The sequence below is a fragment of the Microbulbifer mixtoriginis (SeqCode) genome, assembly GCF_052466765.1.
Genome location: NZ_CP174289.1, coordinates 4,561,175 through 4,577,615, shown reverse-complemented (window position 1 = coordinate 4,577,615; position 16,441 = coordinate 4,561,175). Strand labels below are relative to the sequence as shown.

The following is a 16,441-nucleotide window of genomic DNA, read 5'->3' as shown; positions in this document are numbered from 1 at the left end:
GGTGGGAGTTATCTCCCAATAAATGAAGGGCGCCTAACCAATTCGTTTGGCTAACCAGGCTTGCAGCTGCGATTGCTGAAAGGGCCATGCATAAGTGTCTTCAGGATCACCGAGCCCCACCACGGGTATCAAAAGACTAAAGCGCTCGAATAAATTGTCATCATCGGCAATATCTACCTCCCTTAAACGCAACCCAAACTGCTCGAGCAGGGGCCATATTTCCAGCTTGGCCTTTTCGCACAGGCTGCATCCAAGGGTGGTATAGAGCAGCAATTCACGGGGCGAACTCATGAGAACACTCCCTGGTTATTAACCCAAAGATATCCGGCAGCACCGGCAACCAATAACAGAGTCAAGCCCAAGGCTTTTATAGGGATACGTGGCTGAAGTTTTTCCTCCTGGGGCTCAGCCATACTTGGGCTCTCTTCCCGCAGCCCGGCGATAGAAGCCGAGAAGGATCTCTGAGTGACATCTTCAGCTGCCACTTCACCTGAGCCAATTTTTGGAGACTTCATAAGATGTGAAGAGATTGCAGGGCGCACTGCAGTGCGATCAAGATCATCCACAGGGCCCACAACAGAAAAACTCAACGAATCAAACCGCAGCTCATCGCCTCTTCGCACACGGCTTTCCGTGATCCGTCGACCATTGACGAATGTCCCGTTGGCCGAGCCGAGATCAATTGCGAACAGCAACCCTTCACGCACCTCCAACCTTGCATGGCGACGCGAAAGGTGTGACAAGGAAAACGTGATATCGCACTCCTCAGATCGCCCTACCACCGCGCCCCCTTTTACAGGAAACACTTTTCCCGCAATCGCCTTGTGATTTGCCCGTAGCGCCCAGGCGGTATTTTTCGACTTGCTCGAATTAAGTTTTGTTACTTTGGGGTCAATAATTTGTAGTGTTCGAGTACCGATTGTTATCTGATCGTTCAGCTTGATTCGACAGGCTGATGCTATCGGCTTCCCATTAACCAATACATGGGAGTCTCCAGAAACATTCCCCAGGGTAAGCTGCCCCCCTTTAATCGCGATCTTTAGATGTAACTTCGCAATCGAGTCATCCGGTATACACAGATCACAAACCTGATCTCGCCCCACCGTTACACCGGGGGCCACCAGCCAAACACTCTGGCCAGAATCGTTTACATCACAAAGTTTTAGCATTGATCACGCTCCTCAGCCCTAAGGAGACTGAATATAGGGCAGCCTAAATAAAGGGACTGTCCCAAGTAACAGTAAAACCTGAAAAAAATTTGCAGATTGAAGATAAAACCGAGTTTAACACGGGCAATATCATTAGCGTGTGATTGGGTTTGCAGCTTACAATGGCGCAAAGGTCTAATATCCGGCTCAGGCAGGGGTGACCAATTCAGCTGCCAATGGTGTCGTTGGGTAAAGTACACTTGCAGCACCACAAGGAAAAGACGGATCTTTGCCAAATCGGCTATCACCGTCAGTTACGATGAGAAACCATAACAGGTAGTTGCACGCCAGTGAGTGAAGCCAAAGTTCGCGAGGTATCGCGGCACAGCGAAGTAGTTCAACACACCCCAAGTGCTACACGTAGCGCTGGCGCCACTCATCCCGGCTACCGGCGAGAGCAGAATGAAGATGCCTATTGGGCTGATGAAGAAAAAGGCATTTGGGTTGTCGCCGATGGTTTGGGCGGGCACCACGCCGGAGAGATTGCCAGCCAGACCGTAGTAGAAGAAATCCAACAGTGCGCGTCAACTGACCGCCACTATGAACGCGCCCTACAAAGGGCCCACGCCCTACTGCTTGGTGATGAGCACAGCACTGCCAATATGGGCTCAACCGCAGTAGTGCTCGCCGAGGAGGGCGATTACTATCACATCTATTGGGTTGGAGATAGCCGAGCTTACCTCTGGACACCGGGCGACAAAAACGGCGAACTCAGCCAACTGACAAGTGATCACTCCTATGTTCAGATGCTGATGGATTCTGGTGCCATCAACTCAGAGGAAGCCGCAACCCATCCAAATCGCCACGTTATTACCCGATGTATCGGCGGTAGTACCAACCCCAAGCTCGAAGTTGACCGGGTATCTCATCACTGGAGTTCAGGACAAAAACTTCTACTTTGCAGCGATGGACTCAGTTCCGAAGTACCCAATGAAAAAATAAACCGAATCATTGCTGAATACCCCAATAACCACCAAATAGTTGAGTTTCTCATAAACGCAGCCCTTGATGCCGGTGGCAAGGACAATATCACTGTTCAGGTTATCGAAGCACCAGCTATCGCCCCTCCCCCAAGCTTTTCGCAAGAATCTCACAGCAGCACTGCACAAAACAAAACTAATGGTGACAGCCAAAGCAATAGAAGCTGGCGACCACTTCTGGTCTTGCTTGCTGCTTGCGGAGCAATTGCCGCACTGGCAGGCGGAATATTCCAGCTATTTTAACGAGGCCATAGCACACCATGGAGCTCGTAAAGAGTGGCAATTCGTCGCTACAAATCCCCGGCTATCGCATCCTCCGCAAAATTAACCAGGGTGGCATGTCCACGGTATACCTAGCCATTCAGCGCAGTGTCGGCCGCCAAGTGGCCCTCAAGGTTATGTCGCCGGTTCTCAATGCCGACCCGATTTTCAGTGAGCGATTTCAACGGGAAGCCAACATTGTCGGACAGCTCTCCCATCCAAATATCGTTGGTATCCATGATATTGGACGCTACCGCAGCCTTAACTATATCGCCATGGACTATATGGCTGGGGGCTCTGTTTCTGAAAGACTCGCCAAAGGGCCATTGGAGCCACTGGAAGCCCTCAATGTTGTACGCCAAATCGCCATGGCCTTGGACCACTCCCACAGCAAGGGGTATGTGCACAGGGACCTAAAACCAGAAAATATACTGTTTCGGGAGGATGGCTCTGCCGTATTGAGTGATTTTGGCGTGGCGCGCGCTGTTGCACATACCACAAGAATGACCAATAGCGGCATGGTCGTAGGCACGCCCCACTATATGAGCCCCGAGCAGGCCAGAGGTAATGCTATTGACGGTCGGGCCGATCTCTACAGCCTAGGTGTTGTCTTTTATGAAATGCTCACTGGTGCTGTTCCCTACCAAGCAGAGGAAGCGGTGGCTATTGCCATCAAGCACCTGACCGACCCCATCCCCAAGTTACCTGCTCGGCACGCGCTATACCAGCCGATCATTGATCGCGCCCTGGCCAAAGAGCCGGCCAAACGATTTCAACGGGGCCTGGATGTCGCAGATGCAACCGATCAGTTAGTTGCAACCCTAGCCGGCAAGCCCAGCCAGCAAATCAGCCAGTTAAACAACGCCTCTGTCGGTGTTTCCAGTCTAGCCCGTGCACTTTTTCTCACTCTGTTGAGCAGCCTCCGGGATCGCTTTATTAAAGGCTGGCAGGTGAGACTGGAGAACCCCCAGCAAGTGGACTCCGTACGTAAAGATCAGGATACCCTGGTGCGTTTACGACAGCTGGTCAGTGAACCAACAAAGCACAGGCGCCCATGGACACTAACCGCCATCACCGCCATTGCGCTACTTTTTGGCTGGAGCGTTCATAGCACTTTCAGTGGTAAGGAAACTTGGCTTAGCCAGATCACTTTATCCGACAGCGCAAGACGCCATACCTCCGACACTGCGCCCAGCGCCGATCGTTCTGAAGAAGTACAAGTCAGAGATGTAGAGAAGCCTCCAGTTAAAGATCTGGTACAGACACAAGGGCAGGAGATCTCTCAAGGTCATTCCATAAACAATCAATCCCCGGATAACTCACTATCGGGCAATCTACCCACCCAAAACTCGGTTGTGCTTTCACAGGAGCAGCCAAACTCTGTACCAAAGTTTGCATTTACGGTCAAAACTGAACCCGAAGATGCCCGCGTGCGTATTATGAACATAAGCCCGCGCTATGCACCGGGTATTCAACTAGAGCCCGGGCGATACGATGTAGAGGTCAGCAAACCCGGCTATGACCGCTATCGTGACTGGATCATTATCGAGGATCAGAACCACCAGCTTTCAGTAAAGCTACAAAAAGCCTATTTTGCCGGAAAGAAAATACGCTCCAAGCTCTCCTCCGGCGGTCAGGGCCCTCAGATGATCGTAGTAGGCCCGGGAGAATTTATGATGGGCAGCATTAAGCGCAGTAATAGCCGCCCCGAGCACCAAGTAAAAATTCCCAAACCATTTGCCATTTCAACTCAAGAAATCACTTTTGAGGATTACGACCGCTTTGCTCTCGCCACAGGGACCAATCAGCCCAGTGACTCAGGCTGGGGCCGAGGGAGGCGACCGGTCACCAATATTACCTGGCGGGACGCACAAAAATATGTTGAGTGGCTTTCAGAGCAAACGGGACAAAAATATCGTTTGCCCAGCGAGGCCGAGTGGGAATATGCAGCCCGCGCGGGCACTGACCAACCTTTCTGGTGGAAAAGCAGCGATGCAAGGGGAAAAGCCAATTGCAGGCGCGGATGTGACAGTGAATTTAACAGTCTCTTTATCACGAAAACCGGACCGGTAGCGAATTACCAAGCCAACCCTTTTGGACTATACGATACGGCCGGCAATGCGGCAGAGTGGGTGCAAGACTGTTACCAACCCGGTTATGATAAAAACCACAACACATCTGCACCACTGAAAATCAAAAACTGTCAGTTACGCAGCGTTCGCGGTGGCTCAATGCGGGACCCATCTAGCAGAATTGGGGCAGATTATCGCAAGGGCCTCAATGAAAATAGTCGTGCAAAGGATGTAGGAATGCGGATTGTTATGGAACTTTATTGACCGACCCCAGGCTACTTTCGAAGCAAAAAATAACCCTGATTTTCATTGAGCCTCTGCCAATGGCTTTTGATTTACACCAGCTAAATAGTGATACAGAAATTCTTTATAATCTAACCTTATGGCTGCCAGCAGCGGCAACACTTCCCTGTGCCGCATTAACTCACCGCATCATTCAGACCCTAGGCTAGCAGCCAACTCCCACTACTTAGCCCGAACTTCCCAAACGTTGTGGATTTTAGGGTTGCGTTGAAAATCCTTATCCAACAACTGTAAAGGCTGCACAGCAAAGGCATCTGTAATCGCCACATCCATTTTAAAACTGCGCAAATTATTGGAAAAAATCAGAGTGCCCCCCGGGGCCAATAATGCCATGCATTGGCTGATCAGCTTGGCGTGGTCGCGCTGAATATCCAGCACTCCGCGCATTTTGGCCGAATTGGAAAAGCTCGGGGGATCGAGGAAGATCAGGTCGTAATGGCCTTTGCGATTTTGTTGGGCCGATGCCAACCACTGCAGGCAATCAGCTTCCACCAGCTGGTGCTTATAAGGATCCATACCATTTGCACGGAAGTTTCGCGCAGCCCAGGATTGATAGGTTTTGGACATATCCACACTGGTACTTTGTACGCTGCCACCCAAAGCAGCTTGTACAGTGGCTGTTGCGGTATAGCAAAACAGGTTGAGAAATTTCTTCCCAGAGGATATCTCGCGCAGGTGCTTTCTCACCGGGCGATGATCTAGGAACAGCCCTGTATCCAAGTAGCGCCATAAATCCACTTCCAGCTCAGCGCCGTACTCCTGCACCTGCAAGCTAGCCCTTTCGTCAACCTGTTTTTGATACTGGCCAGCGCCCTTTTGGCCACCTTTATGGCTGTGGCGGCGACGCTCCTTGATACTAATTTTCCCTCTAGGCAGCTCCAATACGGATTGCACGGCTCTCAACAGATCCCTTAACCGATTGCGCGCCTTACCCTCATCAATACTGGCCGGCGGGCGGTACTCCTGGAGGTGAGCGTAGAGCTCCCCTTCTAAGGTGCGATATAAATCTACTGCAGCGGCGTACTCCGGTAAGTCAGCATCGTAGAGCCTATAACAGTCAATGCCGTTTCTGGATGCCCACTTGCCTGTTGTGCGCAAATTTTTGCGCAATCGATTGGCCACCATTTCAGCTTCTGGGGAAAGCTTGCGTTCCTTGGGTGCGCTCTCGGCCTGCCCCCCCTGTTCGCGCACCTGAAACAACAACAACTGACTGGGGATTGAGCCGTTATACAACTGGTAGTGCTTGTGAGAGCGTAGCCCGGTGGAATATCCCAACTCAGGGTTGCCGGTAAAAATTCCCACCTGCCAACCGGGAAACTCCGCCTTTAACTGCTTACCCAACTCGGCGTAGGTTTCTCGCAGAGCCTCCTGCTCACCAAGGCGTTCACCATAGGGGGGGTTGGTCAATACCAAACCAGTATTGATCTCTCGATGACTCGGAACCTTGAATGCGGCGACCGGCCGGCAACTTACCCGCACCTGGCGCTCCAATCCCGCCCTATCAATATTGGCTTCGGCAGCAAATAGCACCCTAGCATCGGCATCATAACCGCGAATTTCCGGCAAAGGCTTCTCCAAACCGGCAACGCGACGCTGTAGAGCCTCTTCACGAAGCTCATTCCAAATATCGCTCTGGTGGTTGAGCCAGCGCTCAAAACCAAAACTCTCACGGAAGAGACCCGGAGCAATATCAGCAGCCATCATGGCCGCTTCAATCAAAATAGTGCCCGAACCACACATTGGATCCAGCAGAGCCCCGCCCTCAGCCGCAATCTGCGGCCAACGAGCGCGCAATAACAGGGCTGCAGCCAGGTTTTCCTTGAGGGGGGCAGCACCGATATGCGTTCGGTAGCCTCTTTTATGCAAGCTATCCCCACTGAGATCTATGGCAATATCCAGCCTGTCCCGCTGCAGTCGCAAAGCCACAAACAGGTCGGGATTGTGCTTATCAATACTCGGTCTCGCCCCGGTTTTATCACGCAAGCGATCAACGATGGCATCTTTTGTTTTTTGGGCTCCGAACTGACTATTACGGATTTCCCGATTTGTCCCCGAAAACTGCAACCACAGTTTGCCCGAAGGGCCAATATGCTCTTCCCAAGGCTGTGCAGCCACCGCCCGGTAGAGGTCTTCAGCATCACCGATGCGAACCTGATCGAGTTGCAGCAAAATCCGGTTTGCCAGGCGACTCCACAGACAGCAACGATAAGCAAGCTTCAAGGAGCCTGCAAAATGTATGGCCGCAGGCTGCTCCCGAAGGACCTTAGCCCCCAGAGACCCAAGCTCTACAGCAAGTAAGCTTTCCAATCCTTTCGGACATGTCGCAGTAAACTTAAATTCTTCTATACGTGAGTCGATCAAAACTTTTACTCGATAACCCCTAGCATCAGGGGGATAAATATGGCGCCCCTTGGCGCAAATTAGATTTTCAAGAGCCTGGTAGACATACCCGGAGGTCAGTATTCCCCTCAACAGGCCAGATTTTCTGGCGCGATTATCCCACTTTGTAGCGGCGGAGCCTATGTAGTCGGGATATCTTGCTAGTGTCTACACAGTCACCCCTACTTTTAAATGCCTCTCTGTAGATATCTTAAGAGCGACGCCCAGCCGTTTTCCGTTTTTGCTGTCTCCACCATATTCTTGCTATGTGGGAAGCGATAGGAGTCACACAACTGCCCGCGTAAAAGTTTCGCTAAGCTTTAATTGTCGATGCAACAAAACCGTAATAAGCATCCAACGGACTGCGCCGCAGTTCGTAAATCTACAAGCAGAGGTGCCGTATAGATGAAACGCCAAAAACGCAATCACGCCGACAGGGCTTTCTACAAAGGGTATTTGGCAGCCCTGAACAATAAGTCTATAGATAGCTGTCCCTTTGTCGAAAATGACCCACACCAGGAATGGGTTAACGGCTGGCGTGAAGGGCGGGAAGATTACTGGAATGGCTTTGACAGGACTACCAAGGCGCAAAAACTGGAAATCTATGGCGCCATTTCCACCGATATTCAATATCCAGACGGCTGGAGTACTATTTAGCCTGCAGGAAAGGTGCAGGTTCACCTGCACCTTTTACACGACCACCACCAGGCTGCACCTGCATCCCTCTGAACCCGTTCTACGATAAAGATGAATTCAACATCTCAATCTAGTTTTATAGGACCAGGCAATACTGGCGCTATTCACCAGCTGAGCGACGACGCTCCATAGCTATAGACTCCACCGCTTCGCGAACAAGCTGCGGTCCCCGGTATATAAACCCGGTATAAACCTGTACGGCAGTTGCCCCTGCGCGAATTTTTTCTGCTGCACTGTCACCGTCGAAGATTCCGCCAACACCAATAATAGGGATCTGCTTGTCCAGAGCCTTCGACAGCTGCGCAATAACCTCAGTGGAGCGGTGCTGTAGAGGCATACCACTCAGCCCACCCTGCTCGTTACCATGGGGCAGATTAGCCACAGATGACTTATCAATGGTGGTATTAGTGGCAATGACGCCATCAATACCGTATTCGCACAGAGCCTCAGCGATCTGCTCTATGGCATCCCCTTCGATGTCTGGCGCGATTTTTACCGCAACGGGCACGTAGCGATCGCTCTTTTGGGCCAGTTCCGCCTGCTTCTCCTTGATACTTCCCAGCAGCCTGTTGAGGCTCTCACCAAACTGCAGGTCCCGCAGCCCCTTGGTGTTCGGCGAAGAAACATTGGCGGTGATGTAATCCGCATAGGGATACACCTTTTCCATACAGAGCCGGTAATCATCCGCCGCCTTTTCTACCGGAGTGTCGAAGTTTTTACCAACATTGATTCCCAAAACACCTCTGTAACGGCGGTGCTTCACTCTGTCGATTAAGTAGTCAACTCCCAGGTTGTTAAACCCCATACGGTTGATAATGGCACCCGCCTCTTCCACACGGAACAGTCGTGGCAACGGGTTGCCCGGCTGTGGGCGCGGAGTCACGGTGCCAACTTCAACAAAACCGAAACCCAAAGCACCCAAACCGTTAAAAGCCTGGGCATTCTTATCCAATCCTGCAGCCAGACCAACAGGGTTTGGTAGGGTCAACCCCATCAGCTCTACCGGGTCGTGAGCGACTGCCTGTTTGAAAAAAGACATCAGGCCAAGGCGCTCAACGGCACCAATTGCATCCAGAGAGAGGTGGTGGGCCCGCTCGGGATCGAGCGCAAACAGAGCTTTACGCAGAGTTGAATACATACCTTTCCTTACGTGGGGACTGAACCCGTCCGCCAGGAGTCAACGAACGGGGATAGAATTTCATTGCCACCCGTGAAATAGCGCCAAGGAGAACTAACTCCCTAGCGCTATTTCCCGAACTCACTTCGGCCTACTCAGCCAGGGTTTCGCGGTCTGCAGTTGCGTGGGCAAGGTACATCAACTCGCGCAGCGCTACTGTAAACATCGCAAAATCACCGACGGCAGCTGCCTTCAGCTCGGCAATCATGTTGTGCCAACGCTGAATAGCCGGCGCCATAATAGCGCCCCAGCGCAACATTGCACTATCTACGTCCAATTTCTCCACAGTGGCAAGGCGCAGGATATTCACTGCCAGGGTGGCGAGCTGGCTGTCTAAGTCATCCATACTCGTTTCGCGTGCCTGGGCTTGCCAGAAGCTGTCCACCGGTAGATCGACAATCAAATTGCCAAACCAGTGTAGATTCAACTCGTCAGAGAGGCTGAAATAGACTTTGGCCACCTCTTCTACAGGGCGGTCACTGGCATAAGCAGATTCGGAAATGCCCAGTGCCGAATAAAGGTAGGTCGGGGATGCTGATAGCAGGGCAATCTCCTCTGGCAGCCCCGCCTCCAATAATTTTTGGTAGCGCTGTTCCCACTCACCCAGCGGACCACCACTCAGGACTTTCGGCAGGGCCTTGATCACCCTCTGCACCTGAGACTGGAACAGTGCGCAGTTTTGTCCCGGCTCCAGATCACTGCGACGATTGCGCAGGAACCAGCGGGTGGCACGACGGACCCGACCGATCATGGAGTTGAGCAACTCGGTCTGAAGCTCGGCCGGTACTTTGTAGTCCAATTCAGCCAGTTGCTGCTGGAATTCCACCATCTTATAAACATCGCGGGCACTGATATAAGCCGCCGCGACATCATTGACATCTGCGCCTGTTGCCGTGCTGATGCGGTTGTAGAAGGTGATTCCCATGCTGTTCACCATTTCGTTGGCCACCTGGGTGGAAACGATCTGGCGCAGTAGGGGGTGCTCGTAAACCTGGCCCTTATAACGCTCCACCAATGCCGAAGGAAAAGCGGATTCCGCGGCTTCACGCACTCGTGGGTTATCCGTGATTTCCGCCTCTTGAAGCTCCTCTTTTAACTTCACCTTCACATAAGAAATCAAAACGGAAAGTTCCGGCCGGGTCAGGGTCTGCCCCTTATGTACCCGATCGGAAATCTGCTCGTTATCGGGGATAAACTCCAGAGCCCGATTCAGTCGACCGTCATCTTCCAGGGTATTAATAGTGCGGCGGTATTCGTCAAGGCGTTTGGAAACCTGGTATTCCGCCACACTCAATGCGCGAGTTTGATCATAGTTATTGTGCAACACCAGATCACTCACGGAGTCTGTCATACCATGCAGCAGCTCATTGCGCTGCTTCTCGGTCAAGTCACCGTTGGCAACCACTTTATCGAGGAGAATCTTGATATTCACCTCATGGTCGGAACAGTCCACTCCTGCCGCGTTATCGATAAAGTCGGTGTTACAGCGGCCGCCATTGAGGGCAAATTCGATACGTCCTTGTTGGGTCATACCAAGGTTGCCACCCTCACCAAAAACTTTGGCACGCAACTCAGCACCATTAACCCGCAGGTGGTCGTTGGATTTGTCACCCACCTCACTGTCGGATTCAGTCCCGGCTTTTACATAAGTACCAATGCCACCATTCCAGATTAAATCAACCGGCGCACGCAGCAGTGCGCTGATTAATTCGTTTGGCGTGAGTCGGTCTTCTTTGATATCGAAGGCTTCTTTCATCTCAGGTGTGATGCTAATGGCCTTCACCCGGCGCTCAAAAACACCGCCCCCTTTGGAAATGAGAGTGCGATCGTAATCCCTCCAGCTGGAGCGAGGCAGCTCAAACAGGCGCTTGCGTTCTTCAAAGCTAGCCGCTGCATCAGGGCTTGGGTCGATAAAAATATGCATGTGGTTGAAGGCGGCCTTCAACTGAATATGCTCAGATAGCAACATACCGTTGCCAAAGACATCCCCACCCATGTCGCCAATACCGATGACAGAGAAGTCCTCTTTCTGAACATCCACCCCCATCTCGCGGAAGTGCCTCTGTACAGATACCCAGGCACCGCGCGCGGTGATTCCCATCTTCTTGTGGTCGTAACCCTGACTACCACCTGAGGCAAAGGCATCCCCCAGCCAAAAACCGTAGTCCTCAGCAATACCATTGGCGATATCGGAAAAAGTCGCGGTTCCTTTATCTGCAGCCACTACCAGATAGGGGTCATCCTCATCCCTGCGCACCACTTGCTTAGGCGCTACTATCTCACCATTTTTCAGGTTGTCGGTGATATCTAGTAAACCGCGAATAAAGGTTTTGTAACAGGAAATGCCCTCTTCCAGCATGGCTTCGCGACTGCCATCCGCCGGAGGACGCCGCACAACGAAACCGCCCTTGGCTCCACTGGGGACAATCACGGCATTTTTTACAGCCTGGGCCTTTACCAGCCCCAACACCTCGGTGCGGAAATCTTCTAAACGATCGGACCAACGCAAGCCGCCACGGGCTACCTTACTACCGCGCAGGTGAACACCTTCCACTCTGGGGGAGTAAACGAAGATTTCAAATTCCGGGCGAGGTTCGGGAATACCGGGAATATCCCGCGGGCTGAATTTAATAGAGATGTAGTCTTTAGGCTGGCCGTCAGCACCCGCCTGGAAGAAGTTGGTCCGCAAAGTAGCCAGGATCAATTCGAGATATCGACGCAGCACCAAGTCTTCGTTGAGATTTTCAACAGCATCCAAACCGTCATGGATCTTAGCGATTAATCGATCAACTCGTGTTTGCTCCTGCTTGCCACTGCTAAGACGCGGGTCAAACAATGCGCGGAACAAAGCCACCAGATTGCGGGTAATTTCAACTTGATTGGCCAAAGTCGCAGCAATAAAGCTCTGGCTAGCGCTAGATTTTGTTTGTTTCAAATAACGGGCGTAGGCACGCAACATAGAAACCTCTCGCCAATTCAGGCGAGCCGCCAGCACCAGACGGTTAAAAGCATCACTTTCCGCAGTGTGATTCCAAATAGCAGCGAATGCATCCTGGAACAGCCCGCGCGATGCTTGGGCATCAACTTTTGTTGGAAGGCCAAACTCCAGATGGAACTCATGCATCCATACATCACTACTGCCACAAGGGCGAATGGTATATGGGAACTCCCCCATAACCCTAAGACCGAGATTTTCCAATACTGGGATCACATCGGAGAGGGTTAAGCCGCTACCCCAGTTAAATACCTTAAAGCGCAAACTGCCCTGGGCCGCACCTACCGGCTGGTAGAAACTCATGGCCACCCGGTTGTTTTCGTTGAGATTCTGGATTGCTGCCACATCCTGTACAGCGATACGCGGCTCAAAATCCTCACGGTAACCAGCGGGAAAGGCACGACCAAAGATACGGAAAAGTCGATTACCCTCTTCCTCTCCACTGCTTTCAACTAAGGATCTTTGAAAAACGTCTTCCCAGGAACGGGTAATATCCACAATCTGCGCCTCCAACAGCGCTACATCTATATCGACAGGTTCATCGGGCGAGATGCGGAATACAAAATGCACACGCGCGAGAATGGATTCAGAAAAATAAGTCGTAAAGTCCGATTCTTTGGCTTTAATTGCCTTGGAAATATGGGAGCAGATCAACTCACGTACGTTACTGTTGAATTGATCTCTCGGCACATACACGGTGGCCGTAACAAATTTTCCAAAAAGGTCTCTGCGCATAAACAGGCGAACATGAGCGCGCTCATTCAAACTGAGCACTCCCATCACCACTTTAAACAGGTCCTGACTACTACTTTGGAACAATTCATCGCGGGGGAAGGTATCCAAAATACGGCGCAACGCCTTGCCATCGTGGCCATAACCGGAAAGGCCACTGGACTCAATAATGGAGGCCATCTTACGTCGGATAATCGGAATTTTGGCTGGGCTTTCCGTATACACAGGGGAAGTGTATAGCCCCATAAATGCCGACTCTCCAATTACCTCACCCTCGGCGTTGTAACGTTTGATCATCACATAATCTGAGTAGGCGCTGCGATGCACACGGGATTTCACTGAGGATTTGGCAAAAGTCAGATAGTTCGGGCCCTGGTAAAAGCGCTGCTTACCCTCGCTAAAGGCGGCTTCAAGCATTGGTGCAGCAGACTCTTCCAGTTTTTTGAAAATACCCAGGCGGCGATCTTCCACCTCACTGAGAATTTTCTTGTCATCAACCTGACTGAACTCGTATTCCCGGTAGCCAAGGAAGGTAAAGTTGCCATCGCGCATCCACTGCAGAAACGCACAGGCCTCGAGAAGATTGGTGTCGTCCTCCGAAACCCCGGCTTTCAGCTGCCCTTCCATACCCCCACAGGTCTCGAGCATCGGCGCATAATCATCCACTACCAGCTCTACATCACCTAGAACATCTTTTAGCGCCGCACTGAGTTCCGAGGCAAACTTGGCGGAAGTGTCATGGTTGACCTCAATATAAATGAGGGCCTCACTGACCAGCTTCGATCCCTTGGCGGGCTTATGATCCTTGGCCGTAACATGGTCGAAAGATAGATTTGGAATTTCATCCCGCGGAGGCAGTAGATGTTTTAATTTACCACTGGCACTGCGCTCTAGTTTTAACACCGTACTCTTAATGGAATGAATAACCGTGTTTCTCTGGTTGACCTCCATACGCACCGAGTCCACCAGGAAAGGCATATCTCGCACCAATAGCCCAATAACAGTGTGCGAGCATTCCCAGCCATCGTCTTCCAGGCGTGGATTGAAGATGCGCACCTTCGGCAGGCCGTCAGAGCGTTGTTGGATAAAGTTCCACCAGGTGTAGATACAACCGTAGATATCTACCAGGCGTCGGCCCTGCAGGTCTTCCAGCGGGTACTGGTGCAGGAACTGCTGCGCAAAAGCCACTACTGGTTCTGCATCAGATGCCAACTTGTCGCGAATCAGCTCACAAATCTGTGCTACCAATTCTTCACGGCTTTCGGTAATCACCGTCGCCATATTCACGGGGAACCTCCCAATCTCATTTTTGTCACATCGAATCCAATGACTGTAGATCCGAAAAGATCGTCATCTCATCCCTGAAGTGCTGCAGGGACGAGTCCTAAAAATTAAACTTTCACGTAACCTTGTAAGTGGCACTGGTGCCACCGAAAAAATGTCGCCTAAAAAGTGGGCTCGGGCGCGGTGGTTGCCTCTTCCTCTGGTGCCGTTAAAATCAACAGGCCCCACCGCTTTGGCGGCGACTATATATAAAAGATGGTAGATAGCCACCCGAATGAATAGGGCGGGTACATTTGTAGAAGAAGAGACGCTATGGAAGCAAACCGGAATAACAGAGATCACATCATCGCACTGGGCGACTGGCTTAAAGAGCAGATCATAGGCCAGAAAACGCTGGTTAATCGCATTCTTATTGCTCTGCTTGCCGATGGACACCTGCTTGTCGAGGGGGCGCCAGGCCTGGCCAAAACCAAGGCGATTAAAACACTGGGCGAAGCTATTGAGGGTGACTTCCATCGAGTTCAATTCACGCCAGACTTACTGCCGGCCGATATTACCGGTACCGACATTTACCGGCCGGAAACCGGAGAGTTCCATTTTCAACCGGGACCAGTATTTCACAACTTGATCCTGGCGGATGAGATAAACCGCGCGCCGGCCAAAGTACAGTCGGCACTGCTTGAGGCTATGGCTGAGCGACAAATTAGTGTGGGTCGAAAAACCTATCCGCTGCCGCAATTATTTTTAGTGATGGCCACTCAAAACCCCATTGAGCAAGAGGGGACTTATCCTCTGCCCGAGGCTCAACTGGATAGGTTCCTCATGCAAGTGAATCTTGCCTATCCCGATGCCGAGGCGGAAGCAAAAATCCTGCGCCTGGCCAGATCCGAGGCCACCCTTGGCGAAAATCGCCCTACCGAAATCATTAGTCAGGAGACCATTTTTCAGGCTCGCAACCAGATTCTGGAAATGCAGATGGTCGAAGCCGTGGAAACCTATACTGTCCAACTTGTCATTGCTACGCGCGAGCCGGCGAAGTATGACAGCGAGCTGGCATCATGGCTAGATTTTGGTGCAAGCCCAAGGGCAACAATTGCACTCGACCGCTGCGCCCGTGCACGCGCATGGTTAGATGGCCGCGATTTTGTAACGCCCGATGATGTAATGGATGTAGCCCCGGATATTTTACGCCATCGCTTGCTACTCAGCTTTGAAGCCGAAGCCGCAGGTATCACTACCGACCAGGTTATTCAGCGCCTGCTGCAACAGGTGCCGGCTATCTGATGCACACAGCAACACCTCCATCAGATTTGGACCTGCGCGGCGCCTATCCGGAAGTCAACTCACTCGTACAAATGCGCTATGTCGCACGCCAGCTACAACTCTTTAAACCGCGCCTGGTACGTAGCGACCAGGCTGGTGGCCTTCTTACCCGCTACCGTGGGCGAGGTATGAATTTCGAAGAGGTACGAGATTACCAGGCCGGCGATGATGTGCGCTCAATTGATTGGCGTGTTACCGCCCGCACCGGCACTACCCACACCAAGTTGTATCAAGAGGAGCGGGAGAGACCCATTGTTATCCTGCTCGATTTGCGCTCACCGATGTTTTTTGGCAGCCATCGCGCCTTCAAATCTGTAGCAGCGAGCGGTATTGCCGCAGCGCTGGGCTGGGCTGGACTGCAACATAGCGATCGCATTGGTGCCCTGCTCTTCTCGGATAACGACATCGATACAGTGCGCCCGAAACGCAGCCACCATGCCGTATTAGCGATGATTCACAGCGCGGTGGACAGAGCATCTAAATTACAGAGCCCTATCGCCGAGAATGGCAGCCAATCCATGCAGACTCTGCTGGAGGAAGCCCGCCGTATCGCTCGCCCCGGCAGTGCACTTTTTCTTATAAGTGATTGCCATGACCTCAATCAGGATTGCTCACAATCATTATATTTGCTGTCGAGACATGCGGATTTACAGGTACTGCGAATCACCGATCCGCTGGAACAGCATTTACCCGATCAGTCCCTGACAATTTCTGATGGCCGCCAGCGCACATTTTTGTACGCAGGCAACCGCCCCCTGCGTGAGCATTTTGCAGAGAAGCAGGCCCAGGCCCGCGCCGATGTTGAACAATTATGCCGGAGGCACCGACTTCCGCTTTTGGATTTTGACAATACAAAACCCATTGTTGGGGAATTAATGTCTTTTTACGGTTCACGCCAGCAAAACGGTTGGCATAAAAATAAAAGGCAGTAGCCGTGAGCGATAGACAGCACTCTATATTTTCGCCAAGCAGGCTTTATGTAATTGGAGCGATTAGCGCTACCAACAAAGTCATTCCAACGGAGGGGCAAC

10 protein-coding genes are annotated in these 16,441 nt (G+C 51.8%); 5 read left to right on the top strand and 5 right to left on the bottom strand.

Annotated elements, in window-relative coordinates:
• Positions 1-33 precede the first annotated feature (33 nt).
• Together ACJJIV_RS19970 and ACJJIV_RS19965 are read right to left on the bottom strand one after the other, a co-directional pair.
• Positions 34-291 (bottom strand): glutaredoxin family protein, encoded by a 258-nt coding sequence (locus ACJJIV_RS19970; RefSeq protein WP_252081970.1) that lies wholly within the window; start codon positions 289-291, stop codon positions 34-36.
• The gene (locus tag ACJJIV_RS19965; protein ID WP_444890119.1) at positions 288-1,169 is read right to left on the bottom strand and encodes an FHA domain-containing protein; all 882 of its coding nucleotides are present in this window, start codon (positions 1,167-1,169) and stop codon (positions 288-290) included. The genes ACJJIV_RS19970 and ACJJIV_RS19965 overlap by 4 nt, the downstream gene beginning before the upstream one ends.
• Positions 1,170-1,498: 329 nt before the next feature.
• Here ACJJIV_RS19965 and ACJJIV_RS19960 point away from each other — a divergent pair, with 329 nt between their 5' ends.
• Together ACJJIV_RS19960 and ACJJIV_RS19955 are read left to right on the top strand one after the other, a co-directional pair.
• On the top strand, positions 1,499-2,431 hold the full coding sequence (locus ACJJIV_RS19960) for a PP2C family protein-serine/threonine phosphatase (protein WP_444890118.1): 933 nt from the start codon (positions 1,499-1,501) through the stop codon (positions 2,429-2,431).
• Between the two features lie 17 nt (positions 2,432-2,448).
• Positions 2,449-4,785, top strand: coding sequence for a bifunctional serine/threonine-protein kinase/formylglycine-generating enzyme family protein (locus tag ACJJIV_RS19955; RefSeq protein WP_444890117.1), 2,337 nt, complete (start codon positions 2,449-2,451; stop codon positions 4,783-4,785).
• Between the two features lie 201 nt (positions 4,786-4,986).
• On the opposite strand, the gene rlmKL is transcribed toward ACJJIV_RS19955, so the two are convergent.
• Positions 4,987-7,185: a bifunctional 23S rRNA (guanine(2069)-N(7))-methyltransferase RlmK/23S rRNA (guanine(2445)-N(2))-methyltransferase RlmL gene (rlmKL, locus tag ACJJIV_RS19950; protein WP_444890116.1), complete on the bottom strand. Its 2,199-nt coding sequence runs from the start codon at positions 7,183-7,185 to the stop codon at positions 4,987-4,989.
• 423 nt (positions 7,186-7,608) lie between these two features.
• Here rlmKL and rmf point away from each other — a divergent pair, with 423 nt between their 5' ends.
• Positions 7,609-7,860 carry a ribosome modulation factor gene (rmf, locus tag ACJJIV_RS19945; protein WP_444884593.1) on the top strand — a complete coding sequence of 84 codons (252 nt, stop codon included), beginning with the start codon at positions 7,609-7,611 and terminating at the stop codon, positions 7,858-7,860.
• A 139-nt stretch (positions 7,861-7,999) separates the two neighbouring features.
• On the opposite strand, the gene ACJJIV_RS19940 is transcribed toward rmf, so the two are convergent.
• On the bottom strand, positions 8,000-9,037 hold the full coding sequence (locus ACJJIV_RS19940) for a quinone-dependent dihydroorotate dehydrogenase (RefSeq protein ID WP_444884592.1): 1,038 nt from the start codon (positions 9,035-9,037) through the stop codon (positions 8,000-8,002).
• 130 nt (positions 9,038-9,167) lie between these two features.
• The gene (locus ACJJIV_RS19935; protein ID WP_444891735.1) at positions 9,168-14,084 is read right to left on the bottom strand and encodes an NAD-glutamate dehydrogenase; all 4,917 of its coding nucleotides are present in this window, start codon (positions 14,082-14,084) and stop codon (positions 9,168-9,170) included.
• A gap of 315 nt (positions 14,085-14,399) precedes the next feature.
• Here ACJJIV_RS19935 and ACJJIV_RS19930 point away from each other — a divergent pair, with 315 nt between their 5' ends.
• Together ACJJIV_RS19930 and ACJJIV_RS19925 are read left to right on the top strand one after the other, a co-directional pair.
• Positions 14,400-15,371 (top strand): AAA family ATPase, encoded by a 972-nt coding sequence (locus ACJJIV_RS19930; protein WP_444890115.1) that lies wholly within the window; start codon positions 14,400-14,402, stop codon positions 15,369-15,371.
• Entirely contained in the window at positions 15,371-16,342 is a 972-nt protein-coding gene (locus ACJJIV_RS19925; protein ID WP_252081977.1) for a DUF58 domain-containing protein, read from the top strand. The genes ACJJIV_RS19930 and ACJJIV_RS19925 overlap by 1 nt, the downstream gene beginning before the upstream one ends.
• The last annotated feature ends 99 nt before the right edge of the window (positions 16,343-16,441 follow it).

What these genes read in the sequence shown, in the direction of transcription:
- rmf (WP_444884593.1), top strand. Translation starts at nt 7,609, where the DNA reads ATGAAACGCCAAAAACGCAATCACGCCGACAGGGCTTTCTACAAAGGG.
- ACJJIV_RS19940 (WP_444884592.1), bottom strand. Translation starts at nt 9,037, where the DNA reads ATGTATTCAACTCTGCGTAAAGCTCTGTTTGCGCTCGATCCCGAGCGG.
- ACJJIV_RS19930 (WP_444890115.1), top strand. Translation starts at nt 14,400, where the DNA reads ATGGAAGCAAACCGGAATAACAGAGATCACATCATCGCACTGGGCGAC.
- ACJJIV_RS19970 (WP_252081970.1), bottom strand. Translation starts at nt 291, where the DNA reads ATGAGTTCGCCCCGTGAATTGCTGCTCTATACCACCCTTGGATGCAGC.
- ACJJIV_RS19955 (WP_444890117.1), top strand. Translation starts at nt 2,449, where the DNA reads ATGGAGCTCGTAAAGAGTGGCAATTCGTCGCTACAAATCCCCGGCTAT.
- ACJJIV_RS19925 (WP_252081977.1), top strand. Translation starts at nt 15,371, where the DNA reads ATGCACACAGCAACACCTCCATCAGATTTGGACCTGCGCGGCGCCTAT.
- ACJJIV_RS19965 (WP_444890119.1), bottom strand. Translation starts at nt 1,169, where the DNA reads ATGCTAAAACTTTGTGATGTAAACGATTCTGGCCAGAGTGTTTGGCTG.
- ACJJIV_RS19935 (WP_444891735.1), bottom strand. Translation starts at nt 14,084, where the DNA reads ATGGCGACGGTGATTACCGAAAGCCGTGAAGAATTGGTAGCACAGATT.